23 protein-coding genes and 1 pseudogene are annotated in these 25,181 nt (G+C 74.1%); 13 read left to right on the top strand and 11 right to left on the bottom strand.

Going from position 1 to position 25,181, the window contains the following annotated elements:
* Nucleotide 1 precedes the first annotated feature (1 nt).
* Nucleotides 2-580 carry a phosphatase PAP2 family protein gene (locus ABGA99_RS18335; RefSeq protein ID WP_347581476.1) on the top strand — a complete coding sequence of 193 codons (579 nt, stop codon included), beginning with the start codon at nt 2-4 and terminating at the stop codon, nt 578-580.
* Between the two features lie 73 nt (nt 581-653).
* A complete protein-coding gene (locus ABGA99_RS18330) occupies nt 654-2,429 on the top strand; it encodes a sigma-70 family RNA polymerase sigma factor (RefSeq protein ID WP_347583014.1) in 1,776 nt (591 codons plus the stop codon).
* A 198-nt stretch (nt 2,430-2,627) separates the two neighbouring features.
* Here the strand turns inward: ABGA99_RS18330 and ABGA99_RS18325 are convergent, their stop codons facing one another.
* Nucleotides 2,628-3,473 carry a hypothetical protein gene (locus ABGA99_RS18325; RefSeq protein WP_347581473.1) on the bottom strand — a complete coding sequence of 282 codons (846 nt, stop codon included), beginning with the start codon at nt 3,471-3,473 and terminating at the stop codon, nt 2,628-2,630.
* Nucleotides 3,474-3,492: 19 nt separating this feature from the next.
* On the opposite strand from ABGA99_RS18325, the gene ABGA99_RS18320 reads away from it, so the two are divergent.
* From ABGA99_RS18320 to ABGA99_RS18310, 3 genes are all read left to right on the top strand, one after another.
* A complete protein-coding gene (locus ABGA99_RS18320) occupies nt 3,493-4,419 on the top strand; it encodes a Ppx/GppA phosphatase family protein (protein WP_347581472.1) in 927 nt (308 codons plus the stop codon).
* Between the two features lie 194 nt (nt 4,420-4,613).
* Nucleotides 4,614-5,420 carry a sugar phosphate isomerase/epimerase gene (locus ABGA99_RS18315; RefSeq protein ID WP_347581494.1) on the top strand — a complete coding sequence of 269 codons (807 nt, stop codon included), beginning with the start codon at nt 4,614-4,616 and terminating at the stop codon, nt 5,418-5,420.
* Nucleotides 5,417-6,070: a TetR family transcriptional regulator gene (locus tag ABGA99_RS18310; protein ID WP_347581471.1), complete on the top strand. Its 654-nt coding sequence runs from the start codon at nt 5,417-5,419 to the stop codon at nt 6,068-6,070. Before ABGA99_RS18315 ends, ABGA99_RS18310 begins: the two co-directional genes overlap by 4 nt.
* A gap of 5 nt (nt 6,071-6,075) precedes the next feature.
* Here the strand turns inward: ABGA99_RS18310 and ABGA99_RS18305 are convergent, their stop codons facing one another.
* Both ABGA99_RS18305 and ABGA99_RS18300 read right to left on the bottom strand, forming a co-directional pair.
* Complete coding sequence (locus ABGA99_RS18305) at nt 6,076-6,990, bottom strand: phosphoribosylaminoimidazolesuccinocarboxamide synthase (protein ID WP_347581470.1); 915 nt, start codon at nt 6,988-6,990, stop codon at nt 6,076-6,078.
* A 74-nt stretch (nt 6,991-7,064) separates the two neighbouring features.
* Entirely contained in the window at nt 7,065-8,168 is a 1,104-nt protein-coding gene (locus ABGA99_RS18300) for an alkene reductase (RefSeq protein WP_347581469.1), read from the bottom strand.
* Nucleotides 8,169-8,269: 101 nt separating this feature from the next.
* Between ABGA99_RS18300 and ABGA99_RS18295 the strand changes: the two genes are divergently transcribed.
* Nucleotides 8,270-10,993, top strand: coding sequence for an AAA family ATPase (locus tag ABGA99_RS18295; protein WP_347583013.1), 2,724 nt, complete (start codon nt 8,270-8,272; stop codon nt 10,991-10,993).
* Between the two features lie 102 nt (nt 10,994-11,095).
* Here the strand turns inward: ABGA99_RS18295 and ABGA99_RS18290 are convergent, their stop codons facing one another.
* On the bottom strand, nt 11,096-12,280 hold the full coding sequence (locus ABGA99_RS18290; RefSeq protein WP_347581467.1) for a GNAT family N-acetyltransferase: 1,185 nt from the start codon (nt 12,278-12,280) through the stop codon (nt 11,096-11,098).
* 182 nt (nt 12,281-12,462) lie between these two features.
* Between ABGA99_RS18290 and ABGA99_RS18285 the strand changes: the two genes are divergently transcribed.
* The 5 genes from ABGA99_RS18285 to ABGA99_RS18265 all read left to right on the top strand — a co-directional run bounded on the left by ABGA99_RS18285 (nt 12,463) and on the right by ABGA99_RS18265 (nt 14,923).
* Nucleotides 12,463-13,665 (top strand): epoxide hydrolase family protein, encoded by a 1,203-nt coding sequence (locus ABGA99_RS18285; RefSeq protein ID WP_347581466.1) that lies wholly within the window; start codon nt 12,463-12,465, stop codon nt 13,663-13,665.
* A gap of 66 nt (nt 13,666-13,731) precedes the next feature.
* Nucleotides 13,732-13,920 (top strand): hypothetical protein, encoded by a 189-nt coding sequence (locus ABGA99_RS18280; RefSeq protein WP_347581465.1) that lies wholly within the window; start codon nt 13,732-13,734, stop codon nt 13,918-13,920.
* A 28-nt stretch (nt 13,921-13,948) separates the two neighbouring features.
* Nucleotides 13,949-14,374, top strand: a complete 426-nt coding sequence (locus ABGA99_RS18275; RefSeq protein ID WP_347581464.1) for a hypothetical protein — start codon at nt 13,949-13,951, stop codon at nt 14,372-14,374.
* A gap of 23 nt (nt 14,375-14,397) precedes the next feature.
* Nucleotides 14,398-14,652 (top strand): DUF6879 family protein, encoded by a 255-nt coding sequence (locus ABGA99_RS18270; protein ID WP_347581463.1) that lies wholly within the window; start codon nt 14,398-14,400, stop codon nt 14,650-14,652.
* Nucleotides 14,653-14,830: 178 nt separating this feature from the next.
* Entirely contained in the window at nt 14,831-14,923 is a 93-nt protein-coding gene (locus tag ABGA99_RS18265) for a DUF6879 family protein (protein WP_347581493.1), read from the top strand.
* A 646-nt stretch (nt 14,924-15,569) separates the two neighbouring features.
* On the opposite strand, the gene ABGA99_RS18260 is transcribed toward ABGA99_RS18265, so the two are convergent.
* The gene (locus tag ABGA99_RS18260) at nt 15,570-15,980 is read right to left on the bottom strand and encodes a hypothetical protein (RefSeq protein ID WP_347581462.1); all 411 of its coding nucleotides are present in this window, start codon (nt 15,978-15,980) and stop codon (nt 15,570-15,572) included.
* A 203-nt stretch (nt 15,981-16,183) separates the two neighbouring features.
* Nucleotides 16,184-16,390 (bottom strand): DUF397 domain-containing protein, encoded by a 207-nt coding sequence (locus ABGA99_RS18255; protein ID WP_347583023.1) that lies wholly within the window; start codon nt 16,388-16,390, stop codon nt 16,184-16,186.
* 231 nt (nt 16,391-16,621) lie between these two features.
* Between ABGA99_RS18255 and ABGA99_RS18250 the strand changes: the two genes are divergently transcribed.
* On the top strand, nt 16,622-17,104 hold the full coding sequence (locus ABGA99_RS18250; protein ID WP_347583012.1) for a hypothetical protein: 483 nt from the start codon (nt 16,622-16,624) through the stop codon (nt 17,102-17,104).
* Between the two features lie 200 nt (nt 17,105-17,304).
* Here the strand turns inward: ABGA99_RS18250 and ABGA99_RS18245 are convergent, their stop codons facing one another.
* The 5 genes and pseudogenes from ABGA99_RS18245 to purD all read right to left on the bottom strand — a co-directional run bounded on the left by ABGA99_RS18245 (nt 17,305) and on the right by purD (nt 23,901).
* Entirely contained in the window at nt 17,305-18,039 is a 735-nt protein-coding gene (locus ABGA99_RS18245) for an alpha/beta hydrolase (protein ID WP_347581460.1), read from the bottom strand.
* Between the two features lie 535 nt (nt 18,040-18,574).
* Nucleotides 18,575-18,718, bottom strand: a pseudogene (locus tag ABGA99_RS18240) (LuxR family transcriptional regulator); the annotation flags it as partial.
* A gap of 75 nt (nt 18,719-18,793) precedes the next feature.
* Complete coding sequence (locus ABGA99_RS18235) at nt 18,794-20,245, bottom strand: N,N-dimethylformamidase beta subunit family domain-containing protein (RefSeq protein WP_347581459.1); 1,452 nt, start codon at nt 20,243-20,245, stop codon at nt 18,794-18,796.
* Nucleotides 20,246-20,381: 136 nt separating this feature from the next.
* Entirely contained in the window at nt 20,382-22,355 is a 1,974-nt protein-coding gene (locus ABGA99_RS18230) for a hypothetical protein (RefSeq protein ID WP_347583011.1), read from the bottom strand.
* A 274-nt stretch (nt 22,356-22,629) separates the two neighbouring features.
* Nucleotides 22,630-23,901, bottom strand: a complete 1,272-nt coding sequence (gene purD, locus ABGA99_RS18225) for a phosphoribosylamine--glycine ligase (RefSeq protein WP_347583010.1) — start codon at nt 23,899-23,901, stop codon at nt 22,630-22,632.
* 281 nt (nt 23,902-24,182) lie between these two features.
* Here purD and ABGA99_RS18220 point away from each other — a divergent pair, with 281 nt between their 5' ends.
* Nucleotides 24,183-25,016: an SLATT domain-containing protein gene (locus ABGA99_RS18220; protein ID WP_347581456.1), complete on the top strand. Its 834-nt coding sequence runs from the start codon at nt 24,183-24,185 to the stop codon at nt 25,014-25,016.
* The last annotated feature ends 165 nt before the right edge of the window (nt 25,017-25,181 follow it).

Here is a 25,181-nt window from a genome sequence, read left to right as displayed (position 1 = left end):
CATGAACGACGAGTTGTACCGGCACGTCACGTCCCTCGCCCGCCGCACCCCCGACTGGCTGCACGCGCTCGCCGAGTACGGCACGGACGCCGGACTCCTGTTGCTGGCCGCGCTCTTCGCCGCCGCGTGGTGGGCGGCGCCGCGGCGCGCGCCGGTGGTCGCGGGGGCGGCGGGCACGGTCGCGGCGTACGGGCTGAGCGAGCTGCTGAAGGTGTGGGTGGAACGGGAGCGGCCGTGCCGGGCGGTGCGCGAGGCCGCCGCGCCGCTGGCGGACTGCCCCCCGCCGGGCGACTGGTCGTTCCCCAGCAACCACGCGACGATCGCCGGCGCCGCGGCCGTCGCGCTGGCGGTGGCGTGGCCGCGGATCACGGCGTGGGTGCTGCCGTTCGGCGTGCTGCTGGCGGCGTCGCGGGTCTTCGTCGGGGTGCACTACCCGCTCGACGTGGCGGCGGGTCTGGTGCTGGGTGCGGCGGTCGCGGCGCCTTGTGCGGCGCTCGCGGGGGTACGGATCGGGGGTACCGGGAGACGCCGCCGACGGGTCGCGGGCACTCGGACGGGTAAGACGTCCCCCATTGAGTGACAACGTCACCCGTGGGAGTGAGAAGCGCCGAACAACCCCGATCCGTACGCGACTATGCGCCTACCTTCGCGGGGTGACGAGCAGCCCCGACCCCGAACCCGCCCGGCAGCCGCCGCCACCGCGCCCGCCCGAGCAGTACGAGCCCTACCTGGACGGCCTGTTCACCTACTGCATGTCGGTGCTGTGCGACCACGACGACGCCGTCGCCGCGCTCGGCGACGTCCTCGCGATCGCCGAACGCCAGCCGCGGCGGCGGCCCACGACACCCGCCGAGTGGCGGCCCTGGCTGTACTCGCTGGCGCGGTGGGCCTGTGTGCGCCGCCTGGACCGGAAGCCGGGGCAGAAAGCCGCGCAGCGCTCCGCGCACCGGCCGGTGCACCGGCGGCCCGCCGCCACCGCCGGGGAGAAGCGATCCTCCGGCGCCGCGGAGGCGGTGCCGGAGGCGGCGCCGGCGTCAGAGGCGTCGCAGGCGTCGGAGGCGCGGGCCGCCGCGGATCCGGTGTCGGAAGCCGCTTCCGACGGCGCGTCGGAAGCCGACCACCTGCACCGCCGTGAACTGGCCGCGCTCGCCTGGCCCGAGGCCGCCGGCACGACGCCCGAGCAGCGCGAGGCGCTGGAGTTGGCCGTACGCCACCGGCTGCCCGCCGACGAAGTCGCCACCGTGCTCGGCCACCACCCCGACGCCGCCCGCGTGCTGCTCTCCACCGCCGCCGCGGAGGTCGAACGGACCCGCGCCGCGCTCGCCGTGGTCGACCAGCACGGCTGCCCCGCCATCGCCCGGCTCGCCGGCGACAGCCGGCTCTTCCTCAGCGCCGCCCTGAGCCGCGAGCTGGTCCGGCACGTCGACGACTGCGCCGAGTGCCGCCGCGCCGCCGAGCGCGCGGGTGCGGGCTGGGCCTGGCCGGGCACACTGCGCGCCGCGCGGCCCGAAGGACCGCTGCCCGTGCTGGAGGCGCCCCGCGCGGCCGCGTACACGGCGATGCTGCGCGCCCAGCGCACCCGCTTCGTGCACGCCCCGCGCTTCGACCGCCGCGGCTATCCCCGCGACCCCCGGCACCGCGCCGCGCGCCGCGGCCGGCTGCGCTCCCGGGCGGTGACGTCGACCGTCGTGGCCACCGTCATCGCGGCGCCGGTGCTGGCGCTGTGGGCGGCGAACCGCGGCGCGCCCGCGACCGGCGAGGTGCAGTCCGGCTGGCCGCCGCCGAGCGCGGACGCGGACGCCCCGGAGTCGCTGGACGGCCGCCCGGTGGAGAAGGCCGGCAGCGCGTACGACGACTCCGGACCGGGGTCGTCGGACGGCAACCGGCCGGACGTGTCGGTGGAGGTCGTCGACCGCGGCGGCCCGGCCCCGGGCCGGGCGGGGACGGGTCCGGGCCGGCTGACGGTGGAGGCGTGGCCGGCCGGGGAGACGACGTACCTGCGGCTGCGGGCGTCCGGCGGCACGCCGGTCGACTGGCGGGTCGGGACGGACGCGGGGTGGCTGCGGTTCAGCGCGACGTACGGGACGCTGCGGCCGGGCGAGGCGACGACGGTCGCGGTGACGGTGGCGGAGGCGGGCGAGCCGCGGACCGGCTGGCAGGCGCGGGTGTACGTGTCCCCGGGCGGCGCGGCGATCCTGATCACGGGCGCGGGCAGCGGCCGTACGAGCGCGGGCTCCCCCGCCCCGTCCCACCCGAAGCCCCCACCGGACACCCCCCGCCCACCGGAGCCGACGCCCTCGGACCCCGACCCCACCCCCTCGGACCCCGACCCCACACCCTCGGACCCGGACCCCACACCGACTCCGTCCCGCACGGACCCGAGCCCACCGGACTCGTCTCCGGCGCAGACGCCGTCGCAGGCGGGCTGAGGGGCCCGGTGGCACCGCGGACCCGCGGACGGCCGACGCGCGGTGCGGGGCGGTGTTCGGCCCGCACCGCCCGTACCGCCGCCCGCCCCGGGGCCCGGCCGACACCCTGCGATCCGCCCGGCCCGGCCCGCAGCCACCCACCTCAAGCCGTGCGCACCGCGGCCCGGCGCCCCCGGCCGCCCCGCCCCGTATCGGTTCTCAGTCCGCCGGGTGGGGGGCCGGGAGGGGGGCGTGCTGGGCTGCTCGCAGGCGTTCTTCGCAGAGTTCCGCCAGGCGGGCGTAGGCCTTCTCGCCCATCAGTTCCACCAGCTCAGGGCGGTACGACTCGTACACCGCCCGGCCCCCGCCGTGGGCCGAAGGGGCCGAGGTGCACCACCAGTGGAGGTCGTGGCCGCCCGGGCCCCAGCCGCGGCGGTCGTATTCGCCGATCGAGACCATCAGGAACTTGGTGTCGTCCGGGCGCGTGATCTCCTCGTAGGAGCGGCGGACCGGCAACTGCCAGCAGACGTCCGGCTTGGTCTCCAGCGGCTCGCGGCCCTCGCGGAGCGCCAGCAGGTGCAGCGCGCAGCCCGTGCCGCCGGGGAAGCCGGCGCGGTTGTGGAAGACGCAGGCGCCGTCCACGCGGCGGGTCTTGCGTTCGCCGTCCTCGTCGGTCTCGATCCAGCCGGCCGGGCCCCGGCCCTCGGCGTGGTGCTGCCACAGCTCGGGTGTGAGCCGGCGCACATGGCCGCCGACCCGTTTCTCGTCGTCCTTGTCGGAGAAGTGCGCGCCCAGCGTGCAGCAGCCGTCGTCGGGGCCCGCGGCGTCGATGCCGTGGCAGCCGCGGCCGAAGATGCACGACCAGCGTGACGTCAGCCACGTCAGGTCGCAGCGGAAGACCTGTTCGCCGTCGTCGGGGTCCGGAAACTCCACCCACGCGCGGGCGAAGTCGAGCCCGACCTCCTCCGACCGCGCGGCATTCTTGCGTACGACGCCCGAACCGGCTTGCGTTTTGCCCTGTTTCTTCCTCTTGCTCACGGGACCCAGCGTACGGCCGGGCGGCAAGGCGCTAGCGTTTCCCGTTATGCGACTCGGCGTTCTGGATGTGGGCTCGAACACGGTGCACCTGCTGGTGGTGGACGCGCACCCCGGTGCCCGGCCGCTGCCCGCGTACTCGCACAAGGCGGAGCTGCGGCTCGCGGAGCTCCTCGACGAGGAGGGCGCCATCGCCGAAGACGGGGTCGAGCGGCTGATAGCCACGGTTCACGAGGCGCTGCAGGTTTCGGAGGACAAGGGCGCAGAAGACGTGCTCCCGTTCGCCACCTCCGCGGTCCGCGAGGCGGCCAACGCCGAGTCCGTGCTCGCGCGTGTCGCGGACGAGACCGGGGTGAAGCTCACCGTGCTGACCGGCGAGGAGGAGGCGCGGCTGACGTTCCTGGCCGCGCGTCGCTGGTTCGGCTGGTCGGCCGGGAAGCTGCTGGTCCTGGACATCGGCGGCGGGTCGCTGGAGATCGCGTACGGGATCGACGAGGACCCCGACAAGGCGGTGTCGCTGCCGCTCGGGGCCGGCCGGCTGACCACCTCCTGGCTGCCGGGGGACCCGCCGGACCCCGACGACGTGCGGGCGCTGCGGCGGCACGTACGCGCGCAGATCGCCCGGGTCGTCAGCGAGTTCAGCCGGCTCGGTGAGCCGGATCACGTGGTGGCGACGTCCAAGACGTACCGGCAGCTCGCGCGGATCGCGGGCGCGGCGCGGTCGGCGGAGGGGCTGTACACGCACCGGGCGCTGTCGGCGAAGGCGCTGGAGGAGTGGGTGCCACGGCTGGCGGCGATGCCGGCGGCGGAGCGGGCGGAGCTGCCGGGGGTGTCGGAGGGCCGGGCGCGGCAGTTGCTCGCGGGGGCGCTGGTCGCGGAGGGGGCGATGGACCTGTTCGGCGTGGACACGGTGGAGATCTGCCCGTGGGCGCTCCGCGAGGGGGTCATCCTCAAGCGGCTGGACCAGTTGCCGTGACGGGCCGGAGGGCGGAGGAGGCCGCGTACCCTGTCTCCGTGGCAGGAGCATCCCGTTACCGGACCGACGAGCATGATGAAACCGACGAATCCGGCAAGGCCGGCACATCGGACGGGCACGGCGCGACCGGCGAGGGGAACGGGGACGGCGCCGGCGGCGACGCCGAGCCGCGGAGCGCCGACCGGGGGGTCACGGTGCCCGACGCGCGGGTGACCCTGTCCACCGCCTCCGTCTATCCCGAGTCCACCGCCACCGCCTTCGAGACCGCCGCCCGCCTCGGCTACGACGGCGTGGAGGTCATGGTCTGGACGGATCCCGTCAGCCAGGACATCGAGGCGCTGCGCCGCCTCTCCGACCACCACGGCGTCCCGGTGCTCGCCATCCACGCGCCGTGTCTGCTGATCACGCAGCGCGTCTGGTCGCGGGACCCGTGGGAGAAGCTGCGGCGCGCGCAGTCGGCCGCCGAGCGGCTGGGCGCCGAGACGGTCGTGGTGCACCCGCCGTTCCGCTGGCAGCGGACGTACGCGCGCGAGTTCGTCCGCGGCATCTGGCGCATGGCCGACGAGACGGCGGTGCAGTTCGCGGTGGAGAACATGTACCCGTGGCGCTACCGGGAGAAGGAGATGCTCGCCTACGCGCCCGACTGGGACGTCACCCACGAGGACTACCGCCACCACACCCTGGACCTCTCGCACACCGCCACCGCCCGCAACGACGCGCTGGACATGGCCGACCGCATGGGCGACCGGCTGTGCCACGTGCACCTGGCCGACGGCTCCGGCTCCGGCAAGGACGAGCACCTGGTGCCCGGGCGGGGCAACCAGCCGTGCGCCGAGATGCTGGAGCGGCTGGCGGCGCGCGGGTTCGGCGGGCAGGTCGTGGTGGAGATCAACACCAGGCGGGCGATGTCGGCGGCCGAGCGTGAGTCGGACCTCGCGGAGTCGCTGGCGTTCACCCGGCTCAACCTCGCGGCGCCGGTCCCGCGCGGCGCACCGTCGTGACGCCGGAGAACGCCGCCGACCCTCCGAAACGCGGCCGGGGCCGCCCCCGGCGCGGCGCCGCCGAGGACGGGCCCGGCACCCGGGACCGGATCCTGGCGACGGCCCGTTCGGAGTTCGCCGCGCGCGGTTTCGAGAAGACGTCCATCCGCGGCATCGCCAAGTCCGCGGGCGTCGACCCGGCGCTTGTCCACCACTACTTCGGCACCAAGGAACGGGTCTTCGAAGCGGCGCTGGAGATCACCTTCGCACCCGCGATGGCGATACCGGACATCGTCGTCGCCGGCCCGGTGGAGGGCGCGGGCGAGCGCATGACCCGCTTCTTCTTCGGCGTCTGGGAGAACCGGCTCTCGCGTGAGCCTTTACTCGCCGTCATCCGCTCCGCGGTCAGCAACGAGACGGCAGCCGGCATCTTCCGCAGCATCGTCACGCGCAACCTGCTGCACCGGGTCACGCCGTCGCTGCCGGAGCCGGACGCCGAGATGCGCGCGGAGCTGGCGGTGGCGCAGCTCGTCGGGACGGCGATGCTGCGCTACATCATCCGGCTCGAACCGATGGCCTCGGCCGACCCGGAGGAGCTGATCCGCCGGCTGGCGCCGATCGTGCAGTACCACCTCATGGGCGGTCCGCCGTCGCCCTCACCGGGAAGCTGACGGGCTCAGGAGTCCCAGCGCTCCCCCGTCAGCCGCTCGTACGCCTCCACGTACTTCTCCCGCGTACGCTCCACCACCTCCGCGGGCAGCTCCGGCGGCGGCGCCTCGCCGTGCCGGTCCCAGCCGGAGGCGGCGGTCAGCCAGTCGCGCACGTACTGCTTGTCGAAGGACGGCTGCGGCCGGCCGGGGCGCCAGCCGTCGATGGCCCAGTAGCGCGAGGAGTCCGGGGTCAGCACCTCGTCGCCGAGGACCAGCTCGCCCTCGCCGATCGCGTCGCCGGTGTAGCCGAACTCGAACTTCGTGTCCGCCAGGATCAGCCCCCGCTCGCGCGCGACGTCCCGCCCGCGCCCGTACACCTGCAGCGTCACCCGGCGCAGCTCCGCCGCGACCAGCGGGCCGACGCGGCCGACGACCTCGTCGTACGTGACGTTCTCGTCGTGCTCCCCCACCTCCGCCTTCGTCGCCGGCGTGAAGACCGGCGCGGGCAGCGCCGAGGCGTCGCCCAGCCCCGGCGGCAGGTCGACGCCGCAGACGGAGCCGGAGGCCGCGTACTCCGTGAGCCCCGAGCCCGTCAGATAGCCGCGGGCCACGCACTCCACCGGCACCATCCGCAGCCGGCGGCAGACCAGGGCGCGCCCCGCCCAGTCGGCGGGGGCGCCCTCGGGCAGCTCGGTGGAGAGCACGTGGTGCGGCACGAGGTCGGCGATCCGTTCGAACCACCACATCGACAGCCGGGTCAGGATCCGGCCCTTGTCGGGGATCTCGGTGGGGAGCACCCAGTCGTACGCGGAGATCCGGTCGCTGGCGACCATCACCAGGCGGCCGTCGGCGTCCTCGTACAGATCGCGGACCTTGCCGGTGTGCAGATGGACGAGGCCGGGCACTTGGACGGGCTGGGGCTTCTCCACGAAACCGGTCACGGATTCCTCCGGGGTTTGCCGATGCGACTGCCGAATTGTCTCGCATCGGCGCGGCGCCGCCCCGACCAGGCTGCTCAGCCCGCCGTGGGCGCCACCGGCGTGAGCGCCGGGTAGTCGGTGTAGCCGCGGTGGTCGCCGCCGTAGTACGTCGCCTCGTCGGCCTCGTTGTACGGGCCCCCGGCCCGTACCCGCGCGAGCAGGTCGGGGTTGGCCAGCCAGCGCCCGCCGAGGGCCACGACGTCCGCCGTGCCCGCCGCCAGCAGTTCCTGCGCGTCCGCGACCGGGTCGCCGCCGCCGTGGTGCATGGAGTTGAGCATCAGCGGGCCCGCCCAGTCGCGGCGTATCCGCTCGGTCACGCCGCGCAGCCCCGGGTCGGCCTCCAGGACGTGCAGATAGGCCATCGGATACGGGGCCAGCGCCGCGACCAGCGCCGCGTACACCTCGGGGGCGTCGCTCTCGCTGACGCCGTTGGCGCTGTTGCCGGGCGAGATGCGCAGCGCGGTGCGGTCCGCGCCGATCGCCTCGCTGACCGCCCGTACCGACTCGACCGCGAAGCGGATGCGGTTCGCCACCGGGCCGCCGTAGGCGTCGGTGCGCCGGTTCGCGCCGTCGGCGAGGAACTGGTGGATGAGGTAGCCGTTGGCGCCGTGCAGTTCGACGCCGTCGAAGCCCGCCTCGATCGCGTGGCGCGCGCCGGCCGCGAAGTCCCGGACGATCTCACCGATGTCGTCGGCGGTCAGCTCGCGGGGCACGGGGTGCGGCAGCAGTCCTTGGTCGACGGTGAACAGCGATTCGCCGGACGCCACGGCCGACGGCGCCTCCGGAAGCCCGCCGTCCGGGTAGAGGTAGGGGTGGCCGACGCGGCCCGCGTGCAGGAGTTGCAGGAAGATCCGCCCTCCCGCGGCGTGCACCCGGTCGGTCACCTTCCGCCAGGCGGCGACCTGGGCCTCGGTGTGGATGCCGGGCGTCTGGATGTAGCCCTGGGCGCGCACGCTGGGCTGGGTGCCCTCGGTGACGATGAGTGCCGCCCCGGCCCGCTGCTCGTAGTATTCGGCCGTCAGCTCGGACACCAGGCCCCCGTCCGCGGTGGCACGGGAGCGGGTCATCGGGGCCATCGCCAGCCGGTGCGGGAGGTCGAGGCGGCCGATCCGTACCGGTTCGAAAATCTTGTTCGTCATGTCTTCGACGCTAGATACGGGGGAATGCCCGCCGGATCCGTAGCGCTTCGGTATTCGGATACGTAAGCCGTGCCGCCGACAACCCACATAGGTATCGACTGGTGAATCTGTACGGGCGTCAGAACGAGCTGGCCGGACTCGACACGCTGATCGCCGCCGCCGCGGACGGCCGCGGGCAGAGCCTCGTGCTGCGCGGCGAGGCGGGCATCGGCAAGTCGTCGCTGCTCGCGTACGCCGAGGACGAGGCGCGGCGGCGCGGTTTCACCGTGCTGCGCGCGGTCGGCTGGGAGGCCGAGCGGGGGCTCACGTTCGCGGCGCTGCACCAGCTTCTCCGGCCCGTCGTCGACCACGCCGGCAAGCTGCCGCAGCCGCAGGCCGACGCGCTGCGTGCCGCGGTCGGCACCGGCGCCGCCGCCGAGCACGGCCGGTTCCTCGTCGGGCTCGCGGTGCTCTCGCTGCTCGCGGAGGCGGCGGAGGACGCGCCGGTCCTGTGCCTCGTGGACGACGCGCACTGGATCGACGAACCGTCCGCCGACGCGCTGCTGTTCGCCGCCCGCCGGCTGGGCGTCGAGCGCGTGGCGCTGCTCTTCGCCGCCCGCGGCGACACCGGCTTCCCCGCCGCCGGACTGCCGCAGTCGACGCTCTCCCGGCTCGGCCGTGACGACGCCCTGGCCCTCCTCGCCGGCCTCGACGTGCCCGCGGCGGTACGGGACCGGGTGCTGCGCGAGTCCCTCGGCAACCCGCTTGCACTGCGCGAGTTCGGCGCCTCGGGACCGGCCGCCGCCGGCCGCCCGCAGGCCGCCGGGCAGCCGCTGCCGGCCGCCGACCGGGTGCTGGCCGCGTACCGCGGCCGAGTGCTGGAACTGCCGGAGCGGACCCGGCTGATGCTCCTCATCGCCGCCGCCGACTCCCGCAGCACTCTGCGGTACCTGGTCGCCGCCGCGGAGAAGCTGGGCGTCGGCCTCGCCGACCTGGCCGCGGCGGAGCAGCGGGGGCTGGTCGCCGTCGTCGGGGAGTCCGTCGAGTTCCGTCACCCCCTCATCCGTACCGCGGCCTACACCGCCGCCCCGCTCGCCCGCCGCGTCGCCGTGCACGAGGCGCTGGCCACCACCTCCGGCGATCCGGACTGCCGCGCCCGGCACCTGGCGTCGGCCGCGACGGGGCCCGACGAGGAGGTCGCCGCCGAGCTGGCCGACGCCGCGAAGCGGGCGCTGACCCGCGGCGGCCCCGCGGCGGCGGCGGACACGTACGCGGAGGCCGCGCGCCTGACCCCGGACGCGGCGCCGCGGGTACGGCGGCTGACGGCGGCGGCGTGGGCGGCGCAGCAGGCGGGGCACGCGGAGCGGGCGGCGGAGCTGGCGGAGGAGGCGTACAAGCAGACGGAGGACGCGGACCGGCGCGCGGAGCTGGCGTACGTGCGCTCCTTCTGGCTCTTCGAGAAGGACGCCGCGCAGGAGGCCGGTGCGCTGCTCGTCTCGCACGCCTCGGATTCGCGCGCGTACGGACGGGAGATGCTGCGCGCGGCGGCGACGTACGCGTGGTTCGGCGGGGACGTCGCGGGGCTGCACCGGGCGGCGGACCTGCTGGAGGGGTACGGGGACGCGCCCGGCGCCGCCGCCCGGCGCGCGGACCGGGCCGTGCGCGGGCTCGCGCACATGGCGGCCGACGACTTCGCGCGCGGGCTGCCGCTGGTCGCCGACCTGCTCGACGATGCCGCCGTCGGCAGCTCGACGCGCCTGCAGGCGATCTCCTCCGGCTCGCTGCTCCCCGACGACGTCCAACTTCCGGTGATCACCGAGGAGATCGACGTCGCCCGCGGCGACGGCATCATCGGCCGGCTGCCGTACCTGCTGCACGTGCTGGCCCGCCAGCAGCTCTACGCGGGCGACCACCGCGAGGCGGCGCGCACGGTGGCCGAAGCGGCCGCGATCGCCCGCGACACCGGGCTGGCGATGCGCATCGGCCGGCTGCACAATCTGCTGGCGCGCATCCCGGCGATCGAGGGCGACGAGGAGCGCGTACGGACCCTCGTGACCCCCGGCATGAACGCCGGGGGCAACTACGGCATCACCGCCTGGGCCCTCCTCGACCTGGGCCTCGGCCGCTACGAGGACGTGCTGACGCGGCTGGCGGAGGCCCGCGCGGGGGCGGCGCGGTACAGCGCGGCGCTGTTGTTCGCGACGTCGGACGAGGTGGAGGCGGCGGTCCGCCTCGGCGCCCCGGAGCGGGCACTGCTGCCGGCCCGCCGCTTCGCGGCGTGGGCGGCCGCGAGCGGGCAGCCGTGGGCGCGGGCGGTGGCGCTGCGCAACGAGGCGCTGCTGGCTTCCTCGGCGGGCGACGCGGCGGCGGCGTACGCGGAAGCCGTGCGCCTCCACGCCGCGTCCGTCGGCCGCCCCTTCGAACGGGCCCGCACCGAGCTGCTGGCCGGCGAGCACCTGCGCCGCGAACGCCGCCGTGCGGAGGCCCGTACCCACCTCCGCTCCGCACTCCGGCTCTTCGACGCCCTCGCCGCCGGCCCCTGGTCCGACCGCGCCCGCGCGGAACTCCGCGCGGCAGGCGAAGCCCAGGCCACCGCCCGCGCCACCGCCCCGGACCCGGCGGACCGCCTGACCCCGCAGGAACTCCAGGTCGTCCGCCTGGCGGCGGAGGGCACCAGCAGCCGCGACATCGCCGCGCGGCTCTTCCTCTCCCCCCGCACGGTGGAGTACCACCTGTACAAGGCGTACCCGAAGCTCGGCGTCACCTCCCGCCGCGAGCTCCCCGCCGCCCTGGGGGCGGTGGAGGAGCGCCGAGGACCCGCTGCCTCCGCGCGGCCCCGCACGTAGCGCCCGGCCGTTTCGCCTCACCAGCCGTCGAGGCCCGAGGAAACCGCCGGAACGCCGCGGCCGGCGGGACGTTCCCTTCGGCGTCCGGGGGCCCGCCCGGGCTCACTTGAGGAAGACGGTCCGCGCGAACTCATCCGGGGTGGCGCTCGCCTCCGCGATCAGTTCCCCGTCGGCGGACCAGATGCCCGAACGGCCGGACGTGCGGTCGAACCCGCCGCCGGTGGGACCGGCGAAGGCCGCCGTGGCGACCCACACACCGTGGTCGGCCGCGACCCGGCGGGCGCGCTCGCCGTGGACCCCGGCCTCGTCGTCCGTGTGGACGACCCCGGCCACATAGCCGTCGATGCCCAGCGCGGCCACCTTCGCGGCATGCTCGGGGATGCCCGTGTCGCGGCAGACGGCGAGCCCCAGCCGCCACCCGTCCACCTCGATCACGGCGGGCTCCCCCGGGACGAAGCGGGCGGCCTCGGTGCCGTGGAGGTACACCTTCCCGTAGGCCACGCGCGCACCGGCTTCCCCGACGGCCAGGATGCCGATGTGCGGACCCGGTACGGGCGCACCGACCAGGGCAAGCGTCCCCGTCTCGGCGCATGCGGCGATGATCGGAGTCAGCCGTTCGTCGTCCGGGGCGATCGGCTCCGCGTCCAGCTCGTAACCCGTCAGCGACATCTCGGGGAAGACCACCACCCGCGCGTCCGCCGCCAGAACGGCCTCCGCATGGGCCACCGCGTTGGCCGCCACGTCGTGAGCCGTGCACCTGGGCTGCGCCACCGCAATGCTCAGGGGCGGCGCGGCCGGGAAGGAGTACTCCAGCTCGGGCAGCTCGAACCCCTGCTCGAACACGCAGATCCGTTCATCGGTGCGGACGGCGCCGTGGCGCTCGTAGAAGGAGACCGCGCGCGTGTTGCCGCGGAGCACCTCCAGGTAGACGGTCCGCCCGGGGTGCGCCTCGGCGGCCCACGCGCGGGCGTGCCGCAGGAGCCGGGTCCCGATGCCGCCGCCGGTGCGGCCGGGCCTGGCGTGCAGGTTGTCCAGGAGGAGACGGCCGTCGGAGCGCGGGAGGAGATAGGCGAAACCGAGCAGCTCGCCGCCGTCCGCGGCCACGAACAGCCCCGCGCCGGGCGGCGGCTCGTCGAGCCGGCCACGCCAGACGGCCAGCCGCTCGTCGTCCAGCGGCCCGCTCAGGAAGTCGCCGGGCATGATCCCCGCGTACGCGGTACGCCAGCTCTCCGCGTGCAGCGCCGCGATCTGCTCGGCATCGCCCCGCACACCGGTTCTGATCTCCATGCGGCCCAGTCTCGCGTACGCAGTGCGCGCGTCCCGGCCGGGGGCGTGGGGTGGGCGGTACGGAGGGGTGCGCGGGCGCGGCGGCACGCGGCGGTCCCCCGGGTGACGGTGGTGCGCCGGGTGGATCGCCCCTACGGCACCTCACGGGGCCGCGGCCATGCCCACCGCCTAGGCTCCGGATCATGACGACGGCATCGGGCGACAGCATCCGGCCGTTCCGGGTCTCCGTCCCGGACGGCGACCTGGACGATCTGCGGAACCGCCTCGACCGTACCCGGTGGCCGGGCGAACTGCCCGGTGCCGGCTGGGACTACGGCGTTCCGCTGGGCTACCTGCGGGAACTCGCGGACTACTGGCGGCATGAGTACGACTGGCGGGCCGCGGAGGCGCGGCTGAATCTGTGGCCGCAGTTCATGACCACCATCGACGGTGCGGACGTTCATTTCGCGCACATCCGTTCCCCCGAACCGGATGCCACGCCGCTCGTCGTCACGCACGGCTGGCCGGGGTCGCTCGTCGAGTTCGAGCGGATCGCCGGGCCCCTCACCGATCCCCGGGCGCACGGTGGCGATCCCGCGGACGCCTTTCATCTGGTGCTGCCGAGCATCCCCGGGTTCGGGTTCTCCGGGCCCACGCGGGAGAAGGGCTGGGAGCACCGGCGGGTGGCGGCGGCGTTCGGGGAGTTGATGCGGCGGCTGGGGTATCGGCGCTACGGGGCGCAGGGGGGTGACTGGGGGGCGGCCGTCTCGCGGGAGTTGGGGCGGCTCTGCGGCGATCAGGTCATCGGGGTCCATCTGAACCTCATCCCCGGGGCCGGGGCGACCGCCGAGCCGACCGCGGACGAACTCGCCTCCCTCAGCCCCGCGGAGCGCACGCGCACCCTCGCCTCCTGGGCGCGGTTCCAGGCCTGGAGCCGCGAGAAGCAGGGCTACGCCGACATCCAGTCCACCCGTCCGCAGACCCTCGCCTACGCGCTCACCGACTCACCCGTCGGCCAGCTCGCCTGGATCGCCGAGAAGTTCAAGGAGTGGACGGACTCGGTCGACCGGCCCGAGGACGCCGTCGACCGCGACCACCTCCTGACCAACGTGATGGTCTACTGGCTGACCGGGACGGCCGGCTCCTCCGCCCGCATCTACTACGAGCGCGCCCACGCCGCCTACCGGGGACAGCCGCCGGAGCGCTCGACCGCCCCCACCGCGTTCGCGGCCTTCCCACGGGAGAACTTCGTCGTCCTGCGGCATCTCGCCGCGCGTACGGACAACATCGTCCGCTGGACGGAGTTCGACCGCGGCGGCCACTTCGCCGCGATGGAACAGCCGGATCTCCTCATCGGCGACATCCGCGCCTTCTTCCGCAGCCTGCGCCACACGGCCGCCCCCTGACCCGCACCCCCCGGCAGCCGCCGTCAGGCTCCGTCGCTCAGCGACGTACACCGCGGCCCCACGGCGGTGCTCGTCGAGCGCGCCGTCGCCCGTGGCGAGGTCGACCTCTCGCGGCTGACCGAGCGACGGATCGCCCTGCCGCTGGATCTCCTACGCAACGAGATACTCGTACGGGGGTCCATCACCCCGGAGGCCATCGCCGAGATCGTCGACGAGGTCGTCCTCCCGCTGGTCCGCCCGGCCCCGGCGGACTGAGAACCTGCCCGATCGACGGGAGAGCGGCGTGGACGAGTACTACTGGGAACCGACGGGGCGGCCAGGAGACTTCGGGCCGATCAGCCCGTGGACCCTGGAGCGGACCGAGTACCTGGCGTGCACCGATACGGCCGTTCGCTGCCTGCCGGTCGTCCTTGACGGCCGCGTGATCGGCTACCTGTGGGCCTCGGAGACCGAGGATGCCGCCGGCTACGTCGGCCGGGGCGGCACGGGAGCGGTCGGGTACGACGCCGGCGGGCGGTGGCACCGGCGGTTGAAGGAAGCCCGGGACGCAGGCTTCACGGCCTGGGAGGCGGTAGAACTGTGGGTCGGCGAGCCGGAGGACTCCGTCGCGGGTGCCCTCCCTGCCGACGCCGAGGATCTGCACCTGCCGAACTCGGAAGCCGCACGCGGTCTCGCCAGCCGCCCCGACGGCTACGAGCGACGGCGATGAGACACCCTGCTGGAGGCAGAACCGTGGACCTGATCACTCCCGCGCAGCGTGACGCGTTGTTCGACAGTTTCGAGCGGGATGCCTTCCACCTGGAGCTGAGGGACGACTACGGATCGGGGATCGAGGACACCCCGTACGCCCGCTGGCAGCGCGGCGAGGCCGACGACTACGAGTGGCTGGTCCCGCGGATGTCGATGATCAGGCAGGTCACGGCAGAGGGGAAGAAGGTCCGCCGGGTCCGCGTCGTCACGGAGCCGCATTCCGCATACGTCACGTAGGAGCACTCCCTGACGGCCATGAAAATCGAGGCCGGCGAGGACATCCGCTGGCTCCCCCGCTACCAGCTCCCCGACGGCATCACGTTCCCCGTCTCGGGCCGCGACTGGTAGCTGTACGACGACCGGCTGCTCGCGGTCGGGCACTTCGACGACGACGGCCGCGTGCTGGGGCTCGCAGATTATCGAGTCGCCGGACCTGGTCGCCGAGTGCGTCCGGGTGCGTGACCGGCTGTGGTCCCTAGCCGCCCCGCATCGCGAGTACAAGCTCTGAGAACGCGTTTGAGATCTGGTCAGGGGGCTCGTTGCAGGGGGTGTGGTCCTTGCCCGACGGCGGGTCTGCCACGGGTGAGTCGCCGCAGTATCACGTCGGTCATCGCCCAGCGGATCACGGCTTCGGCGTGGCGCGGGTCGCGTTCGTAGTCGCAGGCCAGGCGGCGGCGCATGGTTATCCAGCTGAGCGTGCGCTCGACCAAGCAGAGGCGGCACGATTGGCGCTGGGTGCCCGGGTGCGCGGGTTCCGCAAGGACGCGGGGTTCGCGAGCGGCCGGGCATTCGCCACGCCACCGGGTGGCAAGGATCCGAGGTCTCGCGCATCGAGAACGGCAAGCAGAACGTCAGCGAGGACGACATCCGGTTGTGGTGCCGCATTCCCCGGTGTACGGAAGCGCGGTCCGCGACCTGATCTCGACCGCTTCCCAGCACATCGACAAGATGCTGGGCAGCAAGTCGGTCGGGTGCTGATCGATCCGACCTCTCACACGGCGTTGGCGAAGCCGAGGTCGAGTCCCTTCAGCACACGGCCCGGACGCCACCGCTCCAGGTGACGACCGGGCCGATGCTGAGGACTGCCTCTCGACGTGCCCCCTCGCGGTCAACTGGCCCGTCGGCTTGCGAGTGAAGTCCGCACAGGCTCACCGTCAGGTGAGGTAGCGCTTCCAGTCCAGGCAGTTGTCGGGTTGACCGGAGATCTCCTCGCAGACCCTGAAGAAGACCCACTTGTCGCCTTCCGGGTTCGCGACTGGGAGATTGTGCCATTCCTTGTCGACGTCGGGGGACAGCGAAACGCGGGACTCAGGATCGTGATTGTCCTTGAACGAGTAGGGGATGTAGCAATGGAGGTTGTTCTCCTCGGCGTCCTTGAGACGGAAGGTGTTGGTCGAGGAGATCCATTGGCCGCCACAATGGTGGTGGTCGTCATACAGCCAGCGGACTCCCGAGTCGGCGGCCGCCGTTCCGCTCGTGAGCGTCATCGTGGCGAAGGTCGCCGCACTGACTGCGGCGGCGGCCGCAGACATCACATGCTTCACCTGTGACTTCATGCCCTGCATTCCCCTCCCTGCGGTGGAGCGGCTCCAGCATCGTGGTCGGTGGAGGTCCACGAATGCCAAGGGTGCCCTCACGCACCCTTCGAGCCACTTCGTTGACAGGTGCAACCTGCCATACCCTCCTGGATGGAACCTTGACAGAGTCTGACGATGACGCCTTCGGCGCCCGTCGCCGGATCAGGAGTTCCCGGCAGGAGCGTCGCCTGCTACGTCAGCAGGTGGTCGAACTCGCCGGACTTGGCGCCGTCGAGGAACGCGGCGAGTTCGGCCCGCGTGTACAGCAGCGGGGGGACGTCGAGGTTCTTGCTGTCCCGCAGGGCGATCCAGCCGTCGCCTGCCGGGGCGAGTTCGACGCAGGCGCCGTTGTCGCCGGACGCCGTCGCCTTTGTCCACGTCCGGCCGCCGGGGTTCACAGCCGGGGTGTGGGCGGGGTGGGTCGGGTCATGGTCGTTCACCGGTTTCCTTACGAGCCTCCCCGGCCCTCCGGCCGGGGAGGAATCGGACTCTTGCGGTGCGGGGCAGAGGTAGCCGGATCGCTGCCAGGGCGATCCGGCGTTCGCACCTGGCTCGCCGTCTGGCAGATCCCTCCTCCGGTAGTGACCGAACTCGGTTCGGGGTGGGTGGTGTCATGGTCTCCTGATTGCATGGAGGCAGTGGCCGCGAGCGCCGTCGCAGTGCTCGGCACGTTGTTCGGGTCCGCGCTGACGTACGCGCTCCAGCGACGTACGGTGATGCGGACTGAACGATTCACGCGTAGTGAGAGGCTGAGGCAGGAACGCATCGACGCTTACAGCGCGTTCGGCGGGGCACTGGCCAACTATCGCCGCGGGCAACTCGATCTCTGGTTCGTGAAGCACGTACACGGCGCCGAGTCCGATGTTCCGGAGATGAGGCGCGAAGCGCAGCGTCTGCGGGCGGCTGCTCTTGAGGCGATGTTCCGTGTGCAGCTCGTGACGGAGGCGGCCGACGTGGTGGAGGCCGGTCGGCAGGCGATGCGCGCGATCGACCGCTTGAGCAAGGCGGAATCACGTCCCGAGCTTGACCGAGCTCGTGATGCCTCACGGACGTTGATCTACGACTTCATCAGTACCGCCAGACCCCGGGCGGTGGTCGCCGAGAACTCCTGATGGCTAGGTTCACGAGTTCGGGCGGCACTCGAAGCTCTCCAGAAATCAAACCGTTTCATGACCTCAGACAGAACGGGCCCCTGCCGAGAGTTCAGCAGGGACCCGCGGTGCAGAGAGCTACGGAGGGCCGGTACCCGTCTTCGCTGAGCGGCATGCAGCCGACATCAGCTACCGTCTGCTGCCGGTCTGACGGCCCGGCCTCACTTCAGATGGCGGGTGAAGAACTGCGTCGCAGCGTCCCCCGCGAACTGTGGGACGCCGGTGTGCCCACCCATGTTGGCGTGCAGCGTCTTCTCCCTGGAGCCGAAGGCGTCGAACAGGTCCAGGGCCGCCTGCCGGTCGTTCCCTTCGTCGTCCCACTGCAGCAGGACGTGCAGCGGAATGGTGACCTGCCGGGCCTCCTCGAACATGGCGCGGGGCACGAAACTCCCGGCGAAGAACCCGGCGGCCACGATGCGCGGCTCGACCACCGCCAGCCGGATGCCGATGGAGATCACTCCCCCCGAGTGCCCGACCGGGCCACCGATCTCTGGCAGCGACAGGAGGTCGTCCAGGGCGGCCTGCCATTCCGGGACCGCCTTGTCGACCAGCGGGAGGATGAGGGCGTCGACGATCTCGTCGCTGACCGGCTCGCCAGCCTCGATCGCCTGGCGCAGGTCGGCGCGGGCCTGCTCGGCGGCGGGCCAACGGGGCCGGTCGCCGCTTCCGGGGAGCTCGATGGTGGCCGCGGCGAAGCCCTCCGCCGCGGAACTCCGGGCCCGGGCCACCAGTCGGGGGTACATCTTGCGCAGCCCGAGGGGCGGGTGGCCGAGCAGGATCAGCGGCACCGGTGCGGATGCCGATGCGGGTGTCCACAGGATGCCGGGGATCTCACCGAGGGTGAATTCGCGTTCGAGAACGCCGTCGTCGAGGCGCTGTTCGGAAGTGAAGCGCATGGTCGTGCCTTTCGGGAGTGCACTGGAACGGCGCTCCCGGACGACCTGCCTATCGCCCGACCGCGACCCCGGAGGGGAGCACCCATGTCGATACTGCGTTCACGGATACCACCTCCTCGATCTCTCGCACGGCCTCCGGCAACGTAACAGTGGTCGCCCTCGTCCGCCAACGGTTATGTGCCGCCGCAGGGAGAAGCGGGGGCCGTACCGCCCCTCGATCGGCCGGGAGATCCGCGCGAGCGTCCACCGCTGATCCTCCCGCCCGTGAGCCAGACGCAGTGCGCCCCCGCCATGGCGGGGGCGTAGCACTGTCCAGACCAAACGGGGCAAGAGGTACCAGTAGAGAGGGCCGTCGCCCCGGGAGGAGACCTGTCGATGACCTCCACCAAGCGCTCCGCTGCCGTGGCGCTCGCGGCCCTGGCCGTCTTGGCGCTCGCCGTCGGCTGCAGCTACGAACCCGGGCCGTCTGGTCGCGTCATCGACAAGGACTGGGAGTGCCAGCACCCGGCGCAGGGCCAGAAGTACACGTGGACGCTCCGGCCGTCAGGGCGATGACGGTCTGGCGCAGGGTGTGCTCGTGGCCGCCGTAGACCGTCGCGGCGCTGCGGCCCGCGGAGCCGGCGGCGGCGGCGCGTTCCAGCAGTTCGCGGGCGTGGGCGTCCAGGGAGAACTTCTGCATGTGCCCAGTCTTCCGTACGCGGGGGCCCTGCCGCGCGGCGGGCATCGGGCGGCGGGCGGAGCGCGGGGGCGGCGCTCAGTCGCGTTTGCAGATCCGGTCCAGCAGGTTCGCCGTCGCGCGCTGGATCACGCTGTTCACGTGGTCGGGCCGGTCCAGCGCCGGTGACCAGGCGAACGTGCCCGCCGCGAAGACCAGTCCGCCCGCCGGGGTCTCGTACAGCGACGTCTCCTGATACCGGCGCATCCCGCGCGCGTCCGGGTACGGCGAGTGGGCCAGCAGCTTGCGCTCGGTGTGCTTCGGGAGCGGGGCGCGGGGGAAGTAACGGTCCGCCTCGCCCGCGACCAGGCCGGGCAGTTCGTCACCCTCCAGGGCGCCCGTCGCCTCCCAGAGCCAGTGGTCCGCGTTCCGTACGACCAGGGGGCGCGGCTCCGGCACCTGGCCCACGTACTGCACGCCCAGCAACTCCTGTTCCGGCGCGCCCTGGTCGCGCCAGAGTGCCGGGCGGCCCGGGCCCTGGCGCTTGGCGCAGTGCAGCAGCCGGTCGGGCTCGCCGGCCGCGGAGGGGGCGAGGCCGACCTGCCAGTACATGGTGTTGGCGGAGAGGAACACCAGCGACGTGCCCGCGTCCCGCGCCTTCTCCGCGGCCCGGCGCATCGGCACCGACCAGTACTCGTCGTGGCCGGGGAAGACGATGCCGCGGTAGCGCGTCGGGTCGACCCGGCCGGCGTGCAGGTCGCGGGCGTCCGCGTACGCGACGTCGTAGCCGTAGCGCTCCGCCCAGCGGATGAAGTCGTAGGCGTGGCCGGCGTGCAGCGGCAGCCCGGCGCCCGCGTAGGGGCGGTCGAAGGAGACCGTGGTGGCCGCCTCCGGCTCGCCGAGGAGACAGCCCTCGTCGTCCCAGGCGTGGTAGAGGCTGGCGCCCGTACGGCCGTCCTCGGGGTAGAGGTTGTACGCCTGCCACGTGACGTCCGGCAGCAGCAGGAGCAGGTCGGCGGGCTCGGTGGAGCGGACGGTGAACGGCGCGTGGGAGCGGTGTCCGTCGGCGGTGGTGAGCACCGCGACGTAGGCGCCCGGGGAGAAGTACGACGGGATCTGCAGCCGCCAGGAGAGCCACCAGTGGTGGCAGGAGACCGTGCGCCCGGCGGCCAGCGGCACGGGCTGCACGATGCCGGCCAGCCGCGGGCTGCTCGTCACCTTCGCGGCGCCGTCGCCCGCGTAGTGGCCGATGCGGTAGATGTCGACGCCGAACTCCTGCGGCGGGTCGACGGAGATCCGGAAGTCGACGGACTCGCCCGGCTCGGCGCAGGAGGGCGCGGCGAATCCCTTGATCTGCTGGAGTACGTCGTTGGCGAGGCGGACCCCGCCGTCGCCGGTGGTGGCGGCGTCGACGTACCAGGGGACGAGGCGGCCGTCCTCGAAGGACTCCTCGCCGGCGTGCAGCCACGGCAGCGGCCCCGCCGCGAACGGGTCGGAGACGGCGTGCGCGAGCGCCCCGGACTCCCATCGCCGGATGCTGTCGTGAACCACGGGCCGATTCCCTCCCTCGCCCCCGCGTGGGTCGGCGAGTCCCAGACATCACATAACGCGAACAGGTCTTCACGGAACGCCGACATTCGTTCGGCATGACGCCCGTACGAGGGTGGCGGTTCCGGAAACCGTCAGGTCAGACCAGGAGAACCGGCTTCTCGGGCCGTACACCCGCGGTTGTCAGCCAGGAGCGCAACTGGCTGTCGTCGCGGGTCTCGACCAGCGTGCGCACCGCCGCCGCCGGGTTGCCGCCGCGGCGGGAGCGCAGCACGGGGCCGTCGAGCCAGTCGAGGCCGGGGGCGGCGCCCGCGGTGTCGACGGCGGCGCAGCAGACCATCGCGAGGACATGGTCCACGAGGAGTTCGCGGCCGGTACGCGGAGGCGTCAGCGGTGCCGCGGCGCCCGGCGGTGCCTGCTCCCGCTGCACCCGGGCGAGGGCGTCGCCGATCCGGTCGGTCTCCTCCGGGCCCGCGGTGAGCCGGTCCACGACGCGGGCGAGCGTGCCGCGGTCGGGGCGTCCCGCGGGCTCCGGGCAGTCTTCGAGCCGGTCGAGCACCGCGTGCAGCCGGGCGGCCTCCAGCCGCCACTTGCGGTCCACGACCTCGTCGGGATACTGCTCCCAGCTCACCCCGGCGAAGCCCGCCGCCGGCTCGCCGCCGACCACGGCGCCCACGGCCGCGCCGCCGGGGCCGCTGAACAGCTCCGCGGCCAGCAGCGACGCCGCCTCGTCCACCATGCCGGGCTCCTCCAGCAGGTCGCAGGCGGGGCGCTCGCCGAGCCGGGTGGCGAAGCCCTCGGCGAGGCGGTCACGGCGGGACAGTTCGGTGAGGGCGGAGACGACGCCGGCGTTGAGCCGGGAGGGCCAGCGGCCCATGCGCCAGGCGGGCAGTGCGACCCGGGTCAGCAGCCGGTCCCAGCCCGCGTACGCGAGCCCGACCTGCTCCTGCGCGACGATCCGCAGGCCGTAGTCGACGGCCTGGGCGCGCTCGGCCGCGGCGGCGGCGACGGCGCGCTCCATCTCGACGGGGTGCTCGCCGCAGGCGCGCAGCAGCAGCCGGGCGACGCCGCCGGTGAACCGCCGCCAGAGCCGCCCCGCGCGGGCGCGGGGCGCCGGGCGGGCGGGGCCGGGGGCCGGGTGGGGGCCGGGGGCGTACGGATCGGGGCCGCCCGGCGGCGCGCCGGGGCCCGTCTCGTACGGTCCCGGGGCCGCGTCGTACGTCCCGGGGCTCTCCGGGCTCCCCGGCGGGCGGGACGGCAGCGCCGCCGCCGCGTCCAGGGCCCGTACGAAGCGGCGCGCCGCGGCGATGTCGGGCTGGGCCGAGGCCGCCGTACCGGCGACGACCGGGGCGAGGACCGCGCGCAGTTCGCCGACCCGCATCCACCACAGGAACGGCGAGCCGATGACGAGGACGGGGCCCTCCGGGTCCGCGGTGGCGCGCTCGACGACGTCGCGCCAGTTCGGCGCGTACGACGCCTCCGCGGACGCCTGCCGCCGGGCCGCCGCCGAGGCGGCGTGGCTCTCCGCGGCGGCCCCGCGCGGCGCGCCGTTCCCGCCGCCGGAGCCGAACACCGCGGCGTCACCCGCGCCGTACGCACCCGGCACACCCGGGCCCGTACGCGAAGCCGAACCGCGGCCGCGGGGCCGCAGTGCCCGGGCCAGCCGGCCGCCGGCGCGCCGCAGCCAGCTCCGCACCCCCGTCGGGGCGGGTCCGGGGTCCTCCAGCCAGCTGTCGCAGTCCGGCGTGAGCGCCACCGCCGCCGGCACCGGCACCCCCAGCCGCTCGGCGAGGTCGCCGACGAGGCGGTACAGATCGGGGGCGGCCCGGCGCGGCACCGGGACGGTCAGCGTGGCCGCGGGCTCCGCGCGCGAGATGGACCGCGCGACGGCGGCGGCCAGCGCGGGCGCCAGGACGGCGAGCGCGACGACGGGCCAGCGCAGCGCCGCGAGCACCCCGTCCACGCGCCCCATGGCCGAGCCGGCCAGCAGCACGACTGCCAGCGCAGCCGGCAACAGGACGACCCCGAGGACCGCCCCTCGCACGCGCAGGACGGCGAGAGCGCGGGAGCGGGCGGCTTGCGCACCCGCCTCCGTACCGGTCGCTGTGGACACGTCCGTACCTCACCCCCTCAACCGCCGACGGGTAGGGCAACGGCCGTATCGAGGCGAAACGGCCGTACTCCACCACTGTCGCACCGGCCACGGCCAGTGCAATGCCGGTAGGCCAGTTGGCCTGATCAGGCCCCCACTGCCCGGACGAAGCCGACCGGACGGCCGGTACGTCGGGCAGGTGCACCATAGTTGGGGGGCGCGGCCACGTCAGCAGGACCGCCGCCCGGTCACCCGATGGTATGGCCTTGGGCAAAGGTCGGGACGCCGTGAAATTTCAGTCGGCGGCGGCCTCCGCGGCGCGCGCGGCGATGTCCCCGCGGTAGTGCGCACCGTCCAGGCCGATCCGCCGAATCGCCTCGTAGGCGCGGTCGCGGGCGGCGGCGAGGTCCGCGCCCACCGCGGTGACGCACAGGACCCGGCCGCCGGCGCTGACGATGTGGCCGGAGTCATCGAGCTTGGTACCGGCGTGCAGTACGTACGCATCCGGGGCGTCCGCGGCCTCGACCGCGTCCAGCCCGGTGATGACGTCGCCCGTGCGGGGCTTCGCCGGATAGTCCCGGGCGGCGAGGACGACGGTGACGGCCGCGTCGTCGCTCCAGACCAGCGGCGGGAACGCGGTGAGCCGGCCCTGCGCGGCGGCCTGGAGCAGCCCGGCGAGAGGCGTGCGCAGGCGGGCGAGGACGGCCTGGGTCTCGGGGTCGCCGAAGCGGGCGTTGAACTCCACGACCCGTACGCCGCGCGAGGTGAGCGCAAGACCCGCGTACAGCAGCCCGGAGAAGGGCGTGCCGCGGCGGCGCATCTCGTCGACGGTCGGCTGGAGCACGGTCTCGACGACCTCGTCGACGAGCTTCGGGTCGGCCCACGGCAGCGGCGTGTACGCGCCCATCCCGCCGGTGTTCGGGCCGGCGTCGCCGTCGTACGCGCGCTTGAAGTCCTGTGCGGGGGACAGCGGTACGACGCTCTCACCGTCCGTGACCGCGAAGAGGGACACCTCCGGGCCGTCGAGGAACTCCTCGATCACGACCTGCCCGGCGGCGATGCAGGCGCGCGCGTGCGCGCGTGCCGCCTCCAGGTCCTCGGTGACCACGACGCCCTTGCCGGCCGCGAGCCCGTCGTCCTTGACGACGTACGGGGGGCCGAAGGCGTCGAGCGCCGTGTCGGCCTCCTCGGGGGTGGTGCAGACGTAGGCACGGGCAGTCGGCACGTCGGCCTCGGCCATCACGTCCTTCGCGAACGCCTTCGACCCCTCCAGCCGGGCCGCCTCGGCGCCCGGTCCGAAGCAGTCGATGCCGCGCGCCCGCACGGCGTCGGCGACACCGGCGACGAGGGGCGCCTCCGGACCGACGACGACGAGGTCCGCGCCGAGGCCGGCGGCGAGTTCGGCGACGGCGGGGCCGTCGAGGACGTCGACGGCGTGCAGCCGGGCGACGGCGGCGATGCCGGCGTTGCCGGGGGCGCAGTGCAGTTCGCGGACGCCGGGGTCGAGGGAGAGGGCACGGCACAGGGCGTGTTCGCGGGCGCCGCCGCCGATGACAAGGACCTTCACGGGGTCAGCCTAACGGTCGGCTCCGGGGCCACCGGTCCGGGTGACGACGCTTTCGCCCCCATACCCGATCGACCACTCCTTACGAGGGTAAATATCGCCATTTTCGGCTCGTGTCCCCTCGTTCGGCGGTAGGAAGGCCGCCGCGGGCGCACCATCCGATTGCCCAGTCATCACACGTCACACACGTCACACGGAGCCCAGAGAGCCCGGAGACCCCAGAGGGTCAGAAGTCGGAAACCGGCAGAAGCAGGCGAGTTCGAGCGACGAGCAAGGAGTCCCGTATGAACCACTCGGAGGAGACCCGGACGACCGGCACCGCGACCGGCGTCACCCACGAAGGCCGCGGCGGACGCGGCCTCTTCGGCCGCAGGAACCGGGCGGGGCGCGGCGGCCGCGGCACGGGCGGCGTCGGCGGCGGCCCCGGCCCCGTGGCGCAGCCCGGCGAGCTGCTCGCCCGGCCGTTCCCGCTCGGCGACTGGGGCGACCCGGCCAAGCGGCTGGACGAGCTGTACCTGTGGGCGGAGGAGGGTGCGCTCCACACCGCGAAGTCGTATCTCGCGGCCCGCCGCGTCAAGCGCCGCGCGGCGCGGGCGCTGCGGGCCTCGGCGGCGGTGTGCGCGGCGGCGGGCGCGGCGCTGCCGGTGCTGGACCTGACGGAGACGGTGCCGGACCGGTTCGCCGGCTGGGCGTTCGTCGCGCTGTTCGCGGCGCTGGCGTGCCTGGCGGCGGACCGGTTCTTCGGGCTGACGGCGGGCTGGATGCGCGACGTGGCGACGGCGCAGGCGGTGCAGCGGCGGCTGGAGGCGCTGCAGTTCGACTGGGCGTCGGAGTCGGTACGGGAGGTGCTGGGCCCGACGGAGGGCACGGCGAGCGAGGCGGCGGAGCGGTGCCTGGTGGTGCTGCGGCGCTTCACGGAGGACGTGACGGACCTGGTACGGGCCGAGACGGCGGACTGGATGGTGGCGTTCGGCGGCGGCCGGGCGGCGCTGGCGACGCAGTCGCTGGCGTGGGCCCGCTGCCCCGAGACCCAACCCCAGGCCCGCGCCCCCCTCCCCCCAGCCGGCCTACGCCCCACCATGCCCCGCCAACGCCCCCCGGAACCCCCGGGGCGTTAACCGAGCGGCGCGGGGCAGCGGGCGGACCGCAACGCGGCGCCGCAGGCGCACGCGGGAGCCGACGACGCGAGTCGTCTCCCGCCGACCGCGCGCGAGGCCGGGCGCTTCCCCGCCCCCGCCCCGGTCCCGCGAACCACCTGTCGGGCACAGTAGTAAGGGGTAGGC

The sequence above is a fragment of the Streptomyces sp. B5E4 genome (assembly GCF_039871555.1).
Classification (GTDB): domain Bacteria; phylum Actinomycetota; class Actinomycetes; order Streptomycetales; family Streptomycetaceae; genus Streptomyces.
Note: the sequence above shows the minus strand (reverse complement) of the source record. Positions and strands in the feature narration are given on the sequence as shown.

Coding starts and splice junctions, on each gene's coding strand:
- ABGA99_RS18285 (WP_347581466.1), top strand. CDS start 12,463: ATGACGACGGCATCGGGCGACAGCATCCGGCCGTTCCGGGTCTCCGTC.
- ABGA99_RS18290 (WP_347581467.1), bottom strand. CDS start 12,280: ATGGAGATCAGAACCGGTGTGCGGGGCGATGCCGAGCAGATCGCGGCG.
- ABGA99_RS18300 (WP_347581469.1), bottom strand. CDS start 8,168: ATGACGAACAAGATTTTCGAACCGGTACGGATCGGCCGCCTCGACCTC.
- ABGA99_RS18320 (WP_347581472.1), top strand. CDS start 3,493: ATGCGACTCGGCGTTCTGGATGTGGGCTCGAACACGGTGCACCTGCTG.
- ABGA99_RS18245 (WP_347581460.1), bottom strand. CDS start 18,039: ATGCGCTTCACTTCCGAACAGCGCCTCGACGACGGCGTTCTCGAACGC.
- ABGA99_RS18260 (WP_347581462.1), bottom strand. CDS start 15,980: ATGCAGGGCATGAAGTCACAGGTGAAGCATGTGATGTCTGCGGCCGCC.
- ABGA99_RS18335 (WP_347581476.1), top strand. CDS start 2: ATGAACGACGAGTTGTACCGGCACGTCACGTCCCTCGCCCGCCGCACC.
- ABGA99_RS18250 (WP_347583012.1), top strand. CDS start 16,622: ATGGAGGCAGTGGCCGCGAGCGCCGTCGCAGTGCTCGGCACGTTGTTC.
- ABGA99_RS18220 (WP_347581456.1), top strand. CDS start 24,183: ATGAACCACTCGGAGGAGACCCGGACGACCGGCACCGCGACCGGCGTC.